Genomic DNA, 15,823 nt, shown 5'->3' on the forward strand with positions numbered 1-15,823 from the left:
TCGCCAGGCATGGCGCGGTGACCTTTCTGCTTGCGGGTCAGCGCATGACCCCGAAAATCGGTTTCGATTTTCGGAAAGGATCATGCGCAATTCAAAATTCTACAGCGTCCTTTGCGCGTCTGAAGCGACGAGAGGCGCTGTAGGTTGGAATGCTGCAAGCCGGGCGCAACATAGGAGCGCATTTTGGCGAGTCAATCGCGGGAATGGCTGAAAACAGCCGGGAACAGGCCCAATCGCGAGACTGTGATCGACCGTGGTCGTTGCCGCACCGTTGCGGCCCGGCAAGAGTTTGGTGGGATTGCTATTTCTGCTTCAGCCGGCGCGAGAAGCGCAGCCATTTGTCCTCGACCGGTCGCGCCTGCTGCACCAGGATGGTGGTGAGTTCGCGCGGCAGGTTCGGAATGAGCGGCTTCTTGGTGGCGACACCGTCGGCGATCGCGACCACGCTGTGGTAGAATTCCTCGCCCGAGAGCGAACGTGGCGCCACCGCCTCATGCATGATGCTGATCACCGTGACATCGGGACAGTTGTCCTTGATCGCCTGGTGGAAAGCGATCTTGCCATCCGGATCGAGCGCGCCGGTGGCTTCATCGAGGAACAGCAGCCCGGGCTGCTGCAGCAGAATGCGGGCCACCACCAGCTTCTGCTTCTGGCCGCCGGAAAGCATCTGATCCCAGATCTTTCCCTCGCGGCTTTCATCGGCCATGTGTTCGATGAAGTCGCCAAGGCCGGCCTTGTGCAGGGCGGACGCCACCTGCGTATCGCCATAGTCCTGCTCGGAGCCGGGCAGGCAGACCAGCTGCTTCAGTGGCACCTGCTGCAGCTTGACCTCCTGGGCGGCATAAAAACTCTTCACGCCGTCGGGGAAGACGATGGTGCCGCGGCCATAGGGCCACAGGCCGTTGATCGCCTTGACCAGTGAAGTCTTGCCGCTGCCGGATTCGCCCTTGAGGAACGTCCACTCGCCGCGCCGGAAGCGCAGATTGGCAGCACTCAGGAATGGCGTGGCATCTTCGCCCTGATGCGCCAGTTCGAGCTTCTGGATGGTCAGGCCGAAGACCGGGTTCTGGCTGGCATAGTGGAAGTCGGAGCGGCCGGTCTGGCTGTAGAATTCCTGCGGCTGCTGGACGTTCTCGATGGCGTTCGCCAATTCGGTCACACGCTGGCTGTTGGCGCGCAAAGTGGCAAGACTCGGCATGACATGGATGAACCACGAACACTTGCTGATCAGCGCGTTGACCTGCTCGGAACCGGTTATGTAGCCCTTGAGGTCGACACCGTTGTGGATGAACGGCACCAGACCAGGTCCGTAGGCGACCACTTTGGCCCCGACGAAGTTGTAGACCGATTCGAATCCCGCATAGACGGTGTTGACGATGTTGAACTTCGACCAGGTGCTGTCGATGTCGAGATAGAGCCGGCCATGTATCGTCTTCTGCACGTCTTCGCCTTGCGACGCCGCCACATGGAAACTGCGGCGCAATAAAGTGATCAATTCGCTGCGATAGGTGCCTTCGGCCTTCTGCATCCGGATGTTGAGCCACTCCAGCATTCCGCCGAGCTTGATCGCGATCCAAGTGTTGACGGGCACGTAGATGGCGACCGCTACGAGAGCAAGGGCGGCGCTGCCATAGCTGCCGAGGAACTCCAGTCCAGCCACTTCCACGGAATTCGCCAGCAAAGCTCCGCCGACAAAGTAAAGCGAGGTGAAGACGCCGAACACGCCTTGGGCAAGACCTAGAGCGCCCCCTGCCATATCTTTGATCGATTCTTGCACGCGCTGGTCGATGTTGTCAGGCGCTGGCGCGCCTGATGCGCCATTCTGAGCGTGGTAGTGCGTATGGTTGGTATCGAGCAGCGCCGCATTGAAGCGCGCGTTCAGCCAGGCGCGCCATTTGCGATGCAATGTCGCCGATACAAATTTGCAGGCGCCTATAATTCCCATGTCCTTGAACACGACCAACAGCACAAGCAAGCCGGCATTGGTAAGCACCGTTTCAAGAGGCGCGGTATTCGCGGCATCGTGGAAAAAAGCGATTGAGGCTGCCAGTTCGCCCGCCGACACGGTAAACCAGACGTCGGCCTTGCTCGACAGGGCAATCAGAAGTGCGAGGACGACGGTCAGCGTCCAGGCTTCCCTCCACCGGTCCGAGAACCAGTAGGCCCGCATCAGTCCCCAGAAGGTCCGCATCGACGATACTGGCGTCAGGGGCGACGGGCCAGCGGCGGCGTCGCGGTTCCAAAGTGCCGATATTGAACGTCGCGGTCTGTCGACCCGAATCACAATCCCGCCCAAACCTTTTTTAGTTTTGTTACGGATAGTAACACCAATTGATCATTTTCTATTAATTTTATCGCGGCGAATGTGAGGCAGCCCACGTGCCGTTGCCATGAGGCAACAGGTGGTGCGTGGAGACAGCGGTCTCCAGGGCAAATATCCCGTTTGGTTTCAATGTTTTGTGAGAACGTCGAGATGTATGAAAAGCTTCCCCCAGGGAAGCAAGATTCACGGCTTTGTGAACCACCAGGCCTTGCCGATCGGCCGGTTTTCTTTACCGCCCAGCCAAAAAATTTCCGGTCGTGATCGCTTTGGGTTCACCCGAATCGTCCGTTCCCGAGACCGAGAAGTGCCCGGAAATGGTCTTGGCGGCGCTGTCGATCAACACGTCCACAGGGCGTGCCTTTTAGCTGCCGTTCAACAGGATTTGACAATTCATGTGCCGCCGGTTGAACCTTGCGCAGCACTGTCGGCACCCATTGCATATCCGGTTCTCCAACAAGGAAGCTCCCTATGCTTGCACGCGCAGCCGCCCCAGCAATCCTGTCGCTCTTTGCCTTTCTGCCTCTGGCGCATGCCGGCAACCAGACCATTCCGGCGAGCGCCGACGGCCAAATCGAGTTCAACACGCCGTCCGGCAACATCGGCTGCATCTACACACCGAAGGGTGGCACCAGCACCTACCAGCCGCAGGATGGCGGTCCGGAACTGAGCTGCTCGCGCGTCGAGCCGAGCTACATCACTGTGATCCTCGGGCCGAACGGGCCGGCGACCCAGATCAAGAATCCAGGCGAGCAGGGCTGCTGCAGCGATGTCGCCAAGCTGTCCTATGGCAACAGCTGGAGCAAAGGGCCGTTTACCTGCCAGTCGTCAACCAAGGGACTGACATGCACGGGCAGCAGCGGACACGGCTTCTTCGTCAGCAAGGCCAAGGTGACGGTGAAATAGTCAGCTGGCTTTTTCCAGCTCGCCCTTGGCCTTTGCGGCGGCGACCTGGCGGATGGCGTCGGCCAGCGTGTCGGCGTCCTGCGCGCCCATGACGGCATATTTGCCTTCGAGCAGGAAGCACGGCACGCCGGTGATGCCCATGCGCGATGCCGTGGCGATTTCTGTACGCACCGCCTCGACGTCGGCGTCGGTCGGCAGCAGCGTTTCGACCACGGCGGCGTCCATGCCGGCCTCGCGGGCGGCTTCGATCAGCACCGCCGGATCGCCGATATTGGCGCCTTCCTCGAAATACAATTGGAACAGCCGGCGCACCAATCCGTTCTGCACGGCTTCGCCGACAGCGCCCGCCCAGCGGATGACGCGATGCGCGTCCAGCGTGTTGGCGGCGACCTTGATGGCGTCGAAGGCGAAGTTGATGCCTTCGGCTTCGCCAAGCGGCTCGATACGGGCATGCATCTGGCGGATACGCTCCTCGCTGCCGAACTTGGCCAGCATGTACGCGCGCCGGTCCTTGCCCTCCGGTGGGACGGTAGGGTCCAGCTGGAATGGCCGCCAGCGCACATGCACCTCGACGTCGCCGACAGCGGCGATCGCCTTGTCGAGCCGCTTCTGGCCGATGAAGCACCAGGGGCAAACGGCGTCGGAAACCACATCAACGGTGATGGAATTGTCTTCGCTCATCTTGATCTCCTGCGGCCGAACGCTCAGTTCGGCTTGCGCCACCAGGTTGGCCATTGATAGCCGTATATGGGCGTGTTTTTCGGATGGTCCAGATAATTCCAGTAAGCGAGCCATTGCTGCGTGTTGTACTGCATCGGCACCATGTAATTGCCGGAGATGAGCAACCGGTCGAGGACGCGCACCGCGGCGACATAGTCTTCCTTGGTCCGCGCCCTCAGCATAGCATCCATTGCCGCGTCTATTGCGGGATCGGCAACGCCGGCGAGGTTGAAGGAGCCTTCCCTGTTGGCTTCCGAAGAGCCCCAGCGAAAGGTCTGCTCGATGCCGGGGGACAGCGAGCCGACGGACCCGCTCGCGCCGATCAGCACCTCGAAATCGAAACGCTGCTTGCGTGATTGAATCTGGTCGGCTTCGAGACTGCGAATGGTCACCGCGATACCGATCTTTTCCAAAGTACGCTGATAGATGGTGGCAAAACGCTCGTCATCTTGCGAGGACGCCAGGATTTCGAAGCCGAAGGGGTTTCCTTTGGAATCTTGTAGAACACCGTCCTTGACGGCATAGCCCTGGCTTTTCAGCAGGTCGAACGCCGCCTTCAGCACCTTGCGATCCTGGCCGGTGCCGTCAGTCACAGGTGGTCGCCAGGTGCCATCCATGACGTCGGCCGGCACGCGGCCGGGGTAGGGCGCCAGCAGCGCCTTCTCCCTGTCGTCGGCGGGATGGCCGAGCGCGGACAGTTCGGAGTTCTGCCAGTAGCTCATGGTGCGCGAGTACTTGCCGCCGAAGAGGTTCTTGTTAGCCCATTCGAAGTCGTAGAGCATGCCGAGTGCGCGCCGCACCACCGGATTGGAGAACTTCTCCAGCCTCGTGTTGAACAGGAACCCTGTCACCACCGGCGGTATGCCGACGTCAAAGGTTTCGGCGATTACTTCACCCCGGTGGAAGGCGGGAAAATCGATATCGCGCTCGCGCTTGATTGGATCGCCCGCATCATAAATGGCGCAGATGCCTTTCTTGAACGCTTCCGTCTTGGCATTGGCGTTGAGGAAATACTCGATGGTGATCTGGTCGTAATTGTCGAAGCCGCGCTTGGAGGGGAGGTCCTTGCCCCAGTAATTCGGATTGCGCTTGAAGACGATGCGCTGTCCCGGCTGCACCTTGTCGACGATGTAGGGACCGCTGCCGATCACCGGTTTCAAAGTCGTCTTGTCGAAAGTGTCCTTGTTGAAGGCGTGCTTGGGGATGATCGGCGTCAGCGCGATGATCAAGGGCGTCTCACGGTTGGCCTTGTCGTTGAAGGTAAAGCGCACGCTGTGCTCGCCGGTCTTTTCCAGCTTGGCGATCAGGCTCATGCGATCGCTGTAGGGCGGGCGGCCCTTGTCGGTGAAGACATCGTAGGTGAACAGCACGTCCTCCGGCGTCACCGGCTCGCCGTCCGACCACTTTGCATTTGGGTTGAGGTGGAATTCGATCCACTTGCGCTCGGGGTCCATGTCGGCACTGTCGGCAATGAGACCATACAGGCTGAAAGGCTCGTTGTAATTGCGCTGCATCAACGGCTCGAAAACCAGGTTGCCGTAGTTCTGATCCAGCATGCCGCGCGCCGTGGTGCGCAGGCTCTTGACGATGAACGGGTTCAGATTGTCGAAACTGCCGACGACGCAATAGGTGATGTTGCCGCCCTTGGGCGCATCGGGATTGACGTAGTCGAAATGGCTGTAGTCGGCCGGCAGCGCCGGATCGCCCTGCATGGCGATGGCATGTTTCGGCTCCGACATCGCGGGCTGAAGCGAAAATGCGAGAAACGAGATCGCGGCGATCAGCCAAACAAGAACGCGGCCCATGACCGTCTCCTTACTGGGCGGCTTGATGATTCGGAGTGCACCCTAGCATGGCGCCGCTGCGCTCCGGCCAGATACGTCAGCCGAAATCGCACCACCAATGGCACGGCCAAGAATCGCAGGTGCCGGGCTGGATTCGACTGCCCATGCAGTGTAACACGCGCTCCGAAGTCATTCTGTTGCCTCAATTCGGCAACAGGTAGCTGGACCACACGGCGCGAAGAAGCCGGTCCCGGGATCATTTGAGAGGAAGTGCACGACATGACGAGCCTGAACAGCAACGCGTACCGCCTTTCGGTCATGGCCGCAGGCGTGGTCGGCTTTCTGGTCGCCGGGCTTCCCGCTGCTTCCGCACAGCAGCAACAGCAGATTCCGCAGGGCTGGTTCAAGGCCTGCACGAAGCAGGAAGACGTCGACATCTGCAATGTCCAGAACATCGTCACCGCCGGCAACGGCCAACTCGTCACCGGCGTCAGCCTGATCGAGCTGAAGGGCAAGGTGAACCGCAAGGTGTTCCAGGTCACGGTCCCGACCGGACGTCTGGTGCCTCCCGGCATCGGCCTGCAAATCGACGCCGGCAAGGCGCAGAAGCTCGATTACGTCATCTGCTTCCCCGACCGTTGCGTGGCCGAAGTGCCGCTGACCGACACGCTCGTCGCTTCCTTCAAGAAGGGCCAGGCAATCACGCTGACCTCAATCAATTTCCAGAACCAGGCGAACCCGATCAAGGTTGCCTTGACCGGCTTCAGCGGCGCCTATGACGGCCCGCCGCTGCAGCAGTCCGACATCGAGGACCGGCAGAAGAAGCTTCAGGACTTCGTTGCCAAGAACAACCAGGATTTCGCCAAGAAGCTCAAGGACGAGCAGGACAAGGCCAAGGCCGCCAACTGATCTCGAGCGAATTCAAAATAAAAAAAGCGGGGCAGTGCCCCGCTTTTTTTGTTGCCGTTCAGGATGCGGTCAATGTCTCGACTGGCGCTTCGGCTCGTAGCGTCCGTCCGGCCGCTTGTCGAACATCTCGCCGATCTGCGGATGGCGGACCGGCTCGCCCGACTGGTCCTCGAGCAGGTTCTGCTCTGAGACGTAAGCGATGTATTCGGTTTCCGAATTCTCGGCCAGCAGATGATAGAACGGCTGGTCCTTGCGCGGCCGCACGTCGGCCGGGATCGCCTCGTACCATTCGTCGGTGTTGGCGAATTGCGGATCGACATCGAAAATGATGCCACGAAATGGAAACAGCCGGTGGCGCACCACCTGTCCGATCGAGAATTTAGCCGTTTTCATCATACTCACCACTAAGCCCGGAAGCGCCCGGCGTCCCTTGGAATGCACGGCACGCGCTCTAAGGCTTTGAATTTACACACGCCACGACTAAAAATCGAGCCCGACTTTAGGGCTGGTATCCCACCCTATCTGGCGCAGACGGTGGTCCAATTCAATGCCGAAGCGTTTGACGCCTTGTGAAGCTACGGGCTAGCCCGGGTCAACGGTTTCGGGCCGGGGCAAAAATGTCTGACCGGGCTGCTCTACATGATCGGCCACGGCATACTACCGCCGGATCTGTTTCCCTAGGCCGGTGAGCGCGGCAAAGCCGCTGCCCGGCCGCAACCCCTCGCGCATGAAGAAGGCGCGCAATGGCGCGAAACTGCCGAGCACGTTGAGCCCGGCGCTGCGCGCCATCTGCGCCGGCAGCATGTCGGACAACAGCGACATGTTGAGCAGGTTGACCGCGCCGCTGCGCGCCAGAATGTCGGGACGGCGCCTCGAATCATAAGCGGCGAGCGCCCTTGCAGCACCTGGATCGCCGCGATTTTCCCCAGCGATTCCAATCAGATCGTCGATGTCCCTGATACCGAGATTGAGACCTTGTGCGCCGATCGGCGGAAACACATGCGCGGCCTCACCAACCAGCGCCACCCGGTTCTGCGCGAAGCGCCCTGGCGAAGCCGCCGAAAGCGGGTAGATCTGCCGGCCGGGTTCGACCGATACCCGGCCCAGCATCGACTGCATCTGCTGTTCGACACGCTCGGAAAGTGTCACGTCGTCGAGCGCGGCAAGGTCCTTGGCCGTTTCCGGTTTCACCACCCAGACAAGGCTGGAGCGGTTGCCGGGCAGTGGCACCTGGGTGAACGGACCGGTTTCGGTGTGGAATTCGGTCGAGGTGAAGCCGTGTTCGCTGCGATGGCCGAAATTCAGCACAAGTGCTGCTTGCGGATAGGACCGCACCGAGGCCGCTATGCCCGCCGCCTCACGCGCCGGCGACAGGCGCCCATCGGCGGCAACCGCCAGCGAGGCAGACACTTCGCGGCCATCGGTCAGAACGGCATGGGCCTGGTCGGCGTCCAGACGCCAGCTTTCGACCATCGACTTCAGCCATTCGATGCCGGAATGCACGGTGACGGCCCTGGCCAGCGCCGGATTGAGCGCGCTGTTCGGCAAATTGAGCCCGAACTGTTCCTCGCCGATCTCCGTGGCGCGAAAGGTGACCACCGGGCTGCGGATCAGCCGCCTTGTGGCATCGACGATGCGCATGACCTTCAGGGGTGCTGCCTTTGGCCTGATCTCGGCCAGCACGCCCAGCCGATCGAGAATCTTGAGGGCAGGGTTCATCAGCGCCGTGGTCCGGCCATCGGGGCCGGCCGCCTCGGGTCCGACGAGCGTCACGGGAAATCCCGCCCCGGCAAAACCGAGCGCCGCGATCAGCCCGGCAGGGCCGCTGCCGGCAACCAGTATCCGTGCTGTCTCACGATGATCCAAATTGGACTTCCGGTTTGCGATGCAGGTCCATCCTGTCTATCCATGGATATAGGTCAGACCATGCGGCTTGATCAACGCGGCGATTAGGCTCATTCGATTGCCATGACCGGCCAACAGGACGATTTCAGCCATCTCGACCGGGCCGGCCGCGCCACGGCAAGCCTTGCCCGCAATCCGCGCCTGACGGTCAACATCGCCATCGGCGGCAGCATTCTGCTTGCCTGGTTCATTCTCGGCGCCATGGCGATCCGCGGCGCTGAAAGCCGGCTTCCCGGCGCCGGCGCACCGGGTGATGTGGTCCTGCGCTATCTGCCGCAACTGCCGCTGCCGGATTTTCTCGACCGCTTCTTCGGCCTGTGCCTGACACCCGCACCGCTCGACGGCGGCAGCGGCGCACAGTTTCTGGCGCTGATCGCGATGTGGTTCATGATGGCCGTGGCGACGATGTTGCCGTCCGCAGCGCCGATGATCCGCACCTATTGCGAAATCGCCGACACCGCCCGCATCAAGGGCGAACCGGTGGCCCATCCGCTCATCCTGGTTTCGGGCTACCTCTGCACATGGCTCGTCGCCTCGGTCGGTTTCGCAATGCTGACCCTGGCAGTCCACGCGTTTGCGTCATCCGGGCGATTGCTCGATCCGGTGGCCGGCTTTGCCGCAGCTCTCGCGCTGCTCGTTGCTGGCCTCTACCAGTTCAGCAGCCTCAAGCAGGCCTGCCTGACAAAATGCCGGAATCCCTTCGCTACCCTGTTTTCCAACTGGAGCGCCAAGCCCAGCCGTATCTTCCGGCTCGGGCTGGAGCAGGGGCTGTGGTGCCTCGGCTGCTGCTGGGCGCTGATGCTGGTGATGTTTGCGGTCGGCACCATGAACGTGTTCTGGATGGCTCTGATCGGCCTGTTCACCCTGATCGAAAAACAGACCACCGGCAGGCTTCCAACCCGAGTGGCCGGTGCGATACTGCTTGTCTGGGCAGTCGCCCTGCTAGTAGTCTCGGCATGAGGGGGGAAAATTCCATGGCAGAGCAAGGCTGGGCAATGAAAGGAGAGCTCGTACTCTCCTGCAATTGCACGGTTTTTTGCCCTTGCGTGCTGTCGCTTGGCAGCCATCCGCCAACCGAAGGCTATTGCCAGACATGGGCGGGTTTTCGCATCGATGCCGGCCATTTCGGCGAGGTCGACCTGTCCGGCCTCAATCTCGGACTGGTCATGGAAATCCCCGGCTATATGAGCCGCGGTAACTGGACCGCCGGCCTGTTCATCGACAAGCGCGCCTCGGTCTATGCGGTGAAGGCGCTGACGAAGATCTTCTCCGGCAAGGCTGGCGGAACAACCGCGCTGCTGTCCATCCTTGTCGGCAAGTTCCTCGGCGTCGAGCAGGTGCCGATCACCTACGAGACGCGTGACAAGACGCGTGTTTTCCAGATACCGAAGATCATCGACGGGGCGGTGACACCGATTCCCGGCAAGGATCGCGAGAAGGATACCGTGATCAGCAACTCGGAATACTGGATCGCGCCGGAGATCATCGTGGCCAGGTCTGACAAGAGCAAGATGCGGGCTTTCGGTCGCAACTGGAACTTTGCCGGCCGCTCGGCCGAAATCTGCAAGCTGGATTGGCGGGGCCCGTGAGCAAGAACACAAGGGCCAGGCAAATCGCCGAGAAAATCACCGACCGGATTCCGCGCCCGAAGAAGAAAGTGACATGGCCGCAGGCGCGCGCCTTCTCGGTCCATCTCCTGACCGCGTCGGGCTCGTTCCTGGCCTTCCTGTCGCTGGTGGCGGCGAGCGAAGAGCGCTGGACGGCGATGTTCTGGTGGCTGGGTCTGGCGCTGTTCGTCGACGGCATCGACGGGCCGATCGCGCGCAAGCTCGAGGTCAAGGAGATCCTGCCGACCTGGTCGGGCGAACTCCTCGACAACATCATCGACTATGTCACCTATGTGCTGATCCCTGCCTTCGCGCTTTACCAGCGCGGCTTCATGGGGGAGCGGCTGTCGTTCCTGTCGGCGGCCATCATCGTCGTCTCCAGCGCCATCTACTATGCCGACACCGGCATGAAGACGAAGGAGAACTTCTTCAAGGGTTTTCCGGTGGTCTGGAACATGGTGGTGTTCACACTGTTCGTCATCGAGCCCGGACAGTGGGTGTCCTTCGGCGTCGTCGTTGCGGCCGGCATTCTCACCTTCGTGCCGATCAACTTCATCCACCCGGTGCGGGTGGTGCGGCTGCGGCCAATCAACCTCGGCATGACGCTGCTGTGGTGCGCTTTCGGCGCGCTGGCGCTGGCGCAGGCGGCGCTTGCCGCTTTCTACGACCAGATCGGCGTACTCGGCGAACAGGTCAGCGTCTTCACCAAGGTCGGCATCACCGTCACCGGGCTTTACCTCGCCTGCATCGGCGGTATCATGCAGTTCTTCCCCAAGCTCGGCGCCAAGCCGCCGACCAAAGCGACCGACAGCAAGAAAGCCTGACCGCAGGAAAGCCCAAAAATGTCCAAAGCGATCCGTATCCACGCCCATGGCGGTCCGGAAGTCCTGACCTATGAGGATGCCGATCCGGGGCAGCCCGGCGCAGGGCAGATCCTGGTCAGGCACACTGCGATCGGCCTCAATTTCATCGATGTCTATCATCGCACCGGCCTTTATCCGCCACCCGGCGGCTTCCCGCTGATCCCGGGCGGCGAAGCGGCCGGCGTCGTGCTGGCGGTTGGTACTGGCGTCGACTGGCTGAAGCCCGGCGATCGCATCGCCTATGCCGTCAATGTCGGCGCCTATGCCGAAGAGCGCGTCGTCGCCGCCGACCGCGTGGTCAAGGTGCCGGACGGCATTAGCGACGAGCAGGCCGCCGGCATGATGCTGAAAGGCATGACGGCGGAGTATCTGCTGCGCCGCACGTTCAAGGTGAAAGCGGGCGACACCATCCTGTTCCACGCCGCCGCCGGCGGTGTCGGCCTGATCCTGGGGCAATGGGCAAAACATCTCGGCGCGACCGTCATCGGCACGGCAAGCTCGACTGACAAGATCGAACTCGCCAAGGCGCATGGCTTCGACCATGTCATCAACTACAAGGAGCAGGATTTCGTCGCCGGCGTCGCCGCAATCACCGGCGGCAAAAAATGCGACGTCGTCTACGATTCGGTCGGCAACGACACATTCCCCGCCTCGCTCGATTGCTTGAGGCCGCTCGGCATGTTCGTCGCTTTCGGGCAGTCCTCGGGGCCTATCCCGCCATTTTCGATGTCGCTGCTGGCGCAGAAGGGCTCGCTGTTCGTCACCAGGCCGACGCTGTTCGTCTACAACGCCAAGCGCGAGGACCTCGAAATCTCCGCCGCAGCACTGTTCGACGTGGTGCTGAGCGGCGCGGTCAAGATCCAGATCAACCAGCGCTATGCCCTGAAGGATGCCGGCAAGGCGCAGGCCGATCTCGAAGCGCGCAAGACGACGGGCACAACCATTCTGGTCCCCTGAGGGGAATCTGCCCAGTTTTTCAGCGCTTTGCCGCGGCGCCGGGCGCTGTTTGCACGAGGAACCGGCCGGATACTTTCTTGCGTGAAACAGGCTTATCTTTACCCCTTGAGTTTCCGCTGAAATTCTTGAAGCTCTTTCAAGGTGGGTGCTGCTTTCGCACGAGAGCAGCCAGCGCATACCATGCTGGCGGGAACACAGAACATATCCGGAAACCGGATGGGAGGCACTGTGAGTGCAGATCATGATGGAGCGAACCTGCTTGAGGTTCGTGGCCTGACCAAGATATTCGGCACGCTGACTGCGTGCGATCATATCGACCTCAACATCGCCAAAGGCGAGATCCACGCGTTGCTCGGCGAAAATGGCGCCGGCAAGTCGACGCTGGTCAAGATGCTGTTCGGTTCGCTGGAGCCCAATTCCGGCGAGATATTCTGGAACGGCGAGGCGGTGCGGATCACCAGCCCAGGCATGGCGAAGAAGCTCGGCATCGGCATGGTGTTCCAGCACTTTTCGCTGTTCGAGGCGCTGACCGCGGCCGAGAACATTGCACTGTCGCTGGATGATGGCTCGCCGATCAGCTCGATCGCCGCCAAGGCGAGGGCGCTTTCCTTCAGCTACGGCCTGCCGCTCGATCCGGACTCGCTGGTCGGCGATCTCTCGGTCGGCGAACGCCAGCGCATCGAGATCATCCGCTGCCTTTTGCAGACGCCGCAGCTCATCATCCTCGACGAGCCGACCTCGGTGCTGACACCGCAGGAAGCCGACAAGCTGTTCGAGACGCTGGAGCGCCTGCGCTCGGAGGGGAAATCCATCCTCTACATTTCGCACCGGCTGGAAGAGGTCAAACGCATCTGCGACCGCGCCACGGTGTTGCGTCACGGCAAGGTCGTCGGCCATTGCAACCCACGCGAGGAGACAGCTTCGTCGCTGGCTCGGATGATGGTCGGCAACGAGGTGAAAGCCGTGGTGCGCGCGCCGGCCGAAGGCATCGAGACCGCCGTGCCGCTCCTCGAGATCCGCGCGCTTAGCCGCAAGCCGGCAACGCCGTTCTCGATCCCGCTGAAGAACATCAACCTCAATGTACGCGCCGGCGAGGTGATCGGCATCGCCGGTGTCGCCGGCAATGGCCAGGGCGAGTTCTTCGAATCCGTCTCCGGCGAGGTGTTGCAGCAGGACGCCGCTTCGGTTCGCATTCGTGGCAAGGATGCCGGAGCGCTCTCGATCACCGGCCGGCGGCTGATGGGCGCTGCCTTCGTGCCGGAAGAACGCCTCGGCCATGGCGCGGCGCCGCGCATGAAACTTTCGGAAAATCTGCTCCTGTCGCGCCATGCCACTGATGGCAAGGTCTTTGTCGGCACCGGCGGCGCAGTCAAAAGCGGTGCAGTCTATGCCGCCGCCCAACGCATCATCGTGGCGATGGACGTGCGCAAGAGTGCGCCCGATCCGGAAGCCGCAGCCCTTTCCGGCGGCAATCTGCAGAAATTCATCGTCGGCCGCGAACTCGACCGCAGCCCTGCTGTCATGGTGGTCAACCAGCCGACCTGGGGCGTTGACGCCGGTGCTGCCGCCCATATCCGCCAGGCTCTGATCGAACTGGCGCGCAGCGGTTCGGCGGTGCTGGTCATCAGCCAGGACCTCGACGAGCTGTTCGAAATCTCGGACGCGATCGCCGTCATGCACAATGGCGAATTGTCGAAACCGCTGCCGATCGCCGACGCCACGTTCGAAAAGATCGGCCTGTTGATGGGCGGCGCCGAGCCCGGCCACGCCGAACATGTTCTGGAGACCGCATGATGCGCCTCGAACTCGTCAAACGCCCGCAGCGCTCGATGCTGTTTTCAGCGCTGTCGCCCTTCATCGCCTTCGGCCTGACGATGATTGCCGGCGCGATTCTGTTCGCGCTGCTCGGCGTCAACCCATTGAATGCATTCGAAATCTACTTCATCGAACCGATCAGCCAGGTCTGGCAGCTGCATGAGCTGGCGATCAAGGCCGCGCCGCTGATCCTGATCGCCGTCGGCCTGTCGGTCTGCTACAAGGCCAACATCTGGAACATCGGCGCCGAAGGCCAGTTCATCCTCGGCGGCATTTTCGGCTCGGCCATCCCGGTGCTGTTCCCCGGCTTCGAAGGCCCGCTTGTGCTGCCGCTGATGCTGTTGTTCGGCATGGTCGGCGGCGCCGCCTACGCGGCAATCCCGGCTCTCTTAAAGACGCGCTTCGGCACCAACGAGATCCTGACCAGCCTGATGCTGGTCTATGTCGCCCAGCTCTTTCTCGACTGGCTGGTGCGTGGCCCCTGGCGCGATCCGCAGGGCCATGGCTTCCCGCAGACGATCCAGTTCAACGACTCGGCTGTCCTGCCGGAGTTGATGCCGGATGCCGGCCGCGCCAACTGGGGTTTTGTCTTCTCGCTTGTCGCCGCCGTACTGATCTGGGTGCTGATGAGCCGCCTGCTCAAGGGTTTTGAGGTTCGCGTGCTCGGCTCCAGCCCGCGGGCAGGGCGCTTTGCCGGCTTCGGCCTCAACCGCATGGTCTTCTTTGCCTTCCTGCTGTCGGGGGCGCTGGCCGGACTTGCAGGCATTTCGGAAGTCTCGGGCGCCATCGGCCAGCTCCAGCCGGTCATTTCGCCCGGCTACGGCTTCACCGCCATCATCGTGGCATTCCTTGGCCGGCTCAATCCGCTCGGCATCGTCGCCGCCGGCCTAGTGCTGGCGCTGACCTATCTCGGCGGCGAGGCGGTGCAAAGCGCGCTGGGCATCTCCGACAAGGTGGCGCGTGTGTTCCAGGGCATGCTTTTGTTCTTCGTGCTCGGTTGCGACACCCTCATTCACTACCGCATTCGCCTCGTCAGCATGGCGCTGGCGAAGGGCGCTGCAAAACTCGATGCTGCGCCGAAGTTGAAGGAAGCCCGCTGATGGACATCACCGTCAACATCCTTTTGACCATTGCGACTGCGGCGACGCCGCTTTTGATCGCGGCCATCGGCGAACTGGTGGTCGAGCGCTCCGGCGTGCTCAACCTCGGCGTCGAAGGCATGATGATCATGGGCGCCGTCGGCGGCTTTGGCGCCGGCTACCTCACGGGATCGCCCTGGATCGGCCTGCTCGCGGCAATCGCCATGGGCGCGGTGTTCTCGCTGCTGTTTGCGGTGATGACGCTGTCGCTCGCCACCAATCAGGTGGCGACCGGCCTGTCGCTGACGCTGCTTGGCCTCGGCCTCTCCGGCATGATGGGGACCAGCTTTGTCGGCCAGCCCGGCGAAAGACTGCCAAATCTGTACATTCCGGTGCTGACCGACATTCCGGTGGTTGGCAGGCTGCTGTTCGGCCAGGATCCGATCTTCTACATCTCGATCGCGCTCACCGCCGCCGTCATGTGGTTCCTGTTCAAGACCCGCACCGGGCTGACCCTCCGCTCGATCGGCGACAGCCACACGTCGGCGCACGCGCTCGGCATCAAGGTCATCCGCTACCGCTATCTCTCGGTCATTTTCGGCGGCGCCTGCGCCGGTCTTGCCGGCGGCCACCTGTCGCTGGTCTATACCCCGCAATGGGTGGAGAACATGACCGCCGGCCGCGGCTGGATCGCGCTGGCGCTGGTCGTCTTCGCCTCCTGGCGGCCGTGGCGGGTGCTGGCCGGCGCCTACATCTTCGGCGCGGTCTGGATCGGCCAGCTTCATGCACAGGCTTTTGGCATTCCAGTGCCTTCGCAGCTGCTTTCTTCTCTGCCCTATCTGGCAACCGTCGTGGTTCTCGTTCTAATCTCGCGCAACAAGCGTCTGACGATGATGAACACGCCGGCTTCCTTGGGGCAGCCATTCGTTCCGGATCGTTGACAACAAAAAAACGGGAA

General features: G+C 61.8%; 14 protein-coding genes. 9 read left to right on the plus strand and 5 right to left on the minus strand.

The genetic code is table 11. The annotated features are described in order from the left end of the window. Positions 1 to 301: 301 nt before the first annotated feature. A complete protein-coding gene (locus tag AC1DYC_RS06230; RefSeq protein WP_477404804.1) occupies positions 302 to 2,191 on the minus strand; it encodes an ABC transporter ATP-binding protein/permease in 1,890 nt (629 codons plus the stop codon). Positions 2,192 to 2,791: 600 nt separating this feature from the next. Between AC1DYC_RS06230 and AC1DYC_RS06235 the strand changes: the two genes are divergently transcribed. Continuing rightward, the gene (locus tag AC1DYC_RS06235; protein ID WP_477404806.1) at positions 2,792 to 3,226 is read left to right on the plus strand and encodes a hypothetical protein; all 435 of its coding nucleotides are present in this window, start codon (positions 2,792 to 2,794) and stop codon (positions 3,224 to 3,226) included. Here the strand turns inward: AC1DYC_RS06235 and AC1DYC_RS06240 are convergent, their stop codons facing one another. Next, positions 3,227 to 3,907: a DsbA family oxidoreductase gene (locus tag AC1DYC_RS06240; protein WP_477404808.1), complete on the minus strand. Its 681-nt coding sequence runs from the start codon at positions 3,905 to 3,907 to the stop codon at positions 3,227 to 3,229. It lies immediately after the preceding gene. A 23-nt stretch (positions 3,908 to 3,930) separates the two neighbouring features. Beyond that, the gene (locus tag AC1DYC_RS06245; RefSeq protein WP_477404810.1) at positions 3,931 to 5,751 is read right to left on the minus strand and encodes an extracellular solute-binding protein; all 1,821 of its coding nucleotides are present in this window, start codon (positions 5,749 to 5,751) and stop codon (positions 3,931 to 3,933) included. A 258-nt stretch (positions 5,752 to 6,009) separates the two neighbouring features. Here AC1DYC_RS06245 and AC1DYC_RS06250 point away from each other — a divergent pair, with 258 nt between their 5' ends. Then, positions 6,010 to 6,639 (plus strand): invasion associated locus B family protein, encoded by a 630-nt coding sequence (locus tag AC1DYC_RS06250; protein ID WP_477309630.1) that lies wholly within the window; start codon positions 6,010 to 6,012, stop codon positions 6,637 to 6,639. Positions 6,640 to 6,708: 69 nt separating this feature from the next. Here the strand turns inward: AC1DYC_RS06250 and hspQ are convergent, their stop codons facing one another. Then, positions 6,709 to 7,032: a heat shock protein HspQ gene (gene hspQ / locus AC1DYC_RS06255; protein WP_023668971.1), complete on the minus strand. Its 324-nt coding sequence runs from the start codon at positions 7,030 to 7,032 to the stop codon at positions 6,709 to 6,711. 264 nt (positions 7,033 to 7,296) lie between these two features. Beyond that, positions 7,297 to 8,505, minus strand: coding sequence for a UbiH/UbiF family hydroxylase (locus AC1DYC_RS06260; RefSeq protein ID WP_477404812.1), 1,209 nt, complete (start codon positions 8,503 to 8,505; stop codon positions 7,297 to 7,299). A 102-nt stretch (positions 8,506 to 8,607) separates the two neighbouring features. Between AC1DYC_RS06260 and AC1DYC_RS06265 the strand changes: the two genes are divergently transcribed. From AC1DYC_RS06265 to AC1DYC_RS06295, 7 genes are all read left to right on the plus strand, one after another. Further along, the gene (locus AC1DYC_RS06265) at positions 8,608 to 9,504 is read left to right on the plus strand and encodes a DUF2182 domain-containing protein (protein WP_477404814.1); all 897 of its coding nucleotides are present in this window, start codon (positions 8,608 to 8,610) and stop codon (positions 9,502 to 9,504) included. Between the two features lie 14 nt (positions 9,505 to 9,518). Then, complete coding sequence (locus AC1DYC_RS06270) at positions 9,519 to 10,133, plus strand: DUF1326 domain-containing protein (protein WP_477404815.1); 615 nt, start codon at positions 9,519 to 9,521, stop codon at positions 10,131 to 10,133. Next, entirely contained in the window at positions 10,130 to 10,975 is an 846-nt protein-coding gene (pcsA, locus tag AC1DYC_RS06275; RefSeq protein WP_477404817.1) for a phosphatidylcholine synthase, read from the plus strand. Before AC1DYC_RS06270 ends, pcsA begins: the two co-directional genes overlap by 4 nt. 18 nt (positions 10,976 to 10,993) lie before the next feature. Then, positions 10,994 to 11,971 (plus strand): quinone oxidoreductase family protein, encoded by a 978-nt coding sequence (locus AC1DYC_RS06280; RefSeq protein WP_477404819.1) that lies wholly within the window; start codon positions 10,994 to 10,996, stop codon positions 11,969 to 11,971. Between the two features lie 216 nt (positions 11,972 to 12,187). Next, on the plus strand, positions 12,188 to 13,765 hold the full coding sequence (locus tag AC1DYC_RS06285; protein ID WP_477404820.1) for an ABC transporter ATP-binding protein: 1,578 nt from the start codon (positions 12,188 to 12,190) through the stop codon (positions 13,763 to 13,765). After that, on the plus strand, positions 13,762 to 14,886 hold the full coding sequence (locus AC1DYC_RS06290; RefSeq protein WP_477404822.1) for an ABC transporter permease: 1,125 nt from the start codon (positions 13,762 to 13,764) through the stop codon (positions 14,884 to 14,886). The genes AC1DYC_RS06285 and AC1DYC_RS06290 overlap by 4 nt, the downstream gene beginning before the upstream one ends. Next, positions 14,886 to 15,806, plus strand: a complete 921-nt coding sequence (locus tag AC1DYC_RS06295) for an ABC transporter permease (protein ID WP_477309416.1) — start codon at positions 14,886 to 14,888, stop codon at positions 15,804 to 15,806. The genes AC1DYC_RS06290 and AC1DYC_RS06295 overlap by 1 nt, the downstream gene beginning before the upstream one ends. Positions 15,807 to 15,823: the final 17 nt, after the last annotated feature.

This window comes from Mesorhizobium sp. P2_E7 (genome assembly GCF_056403855.1).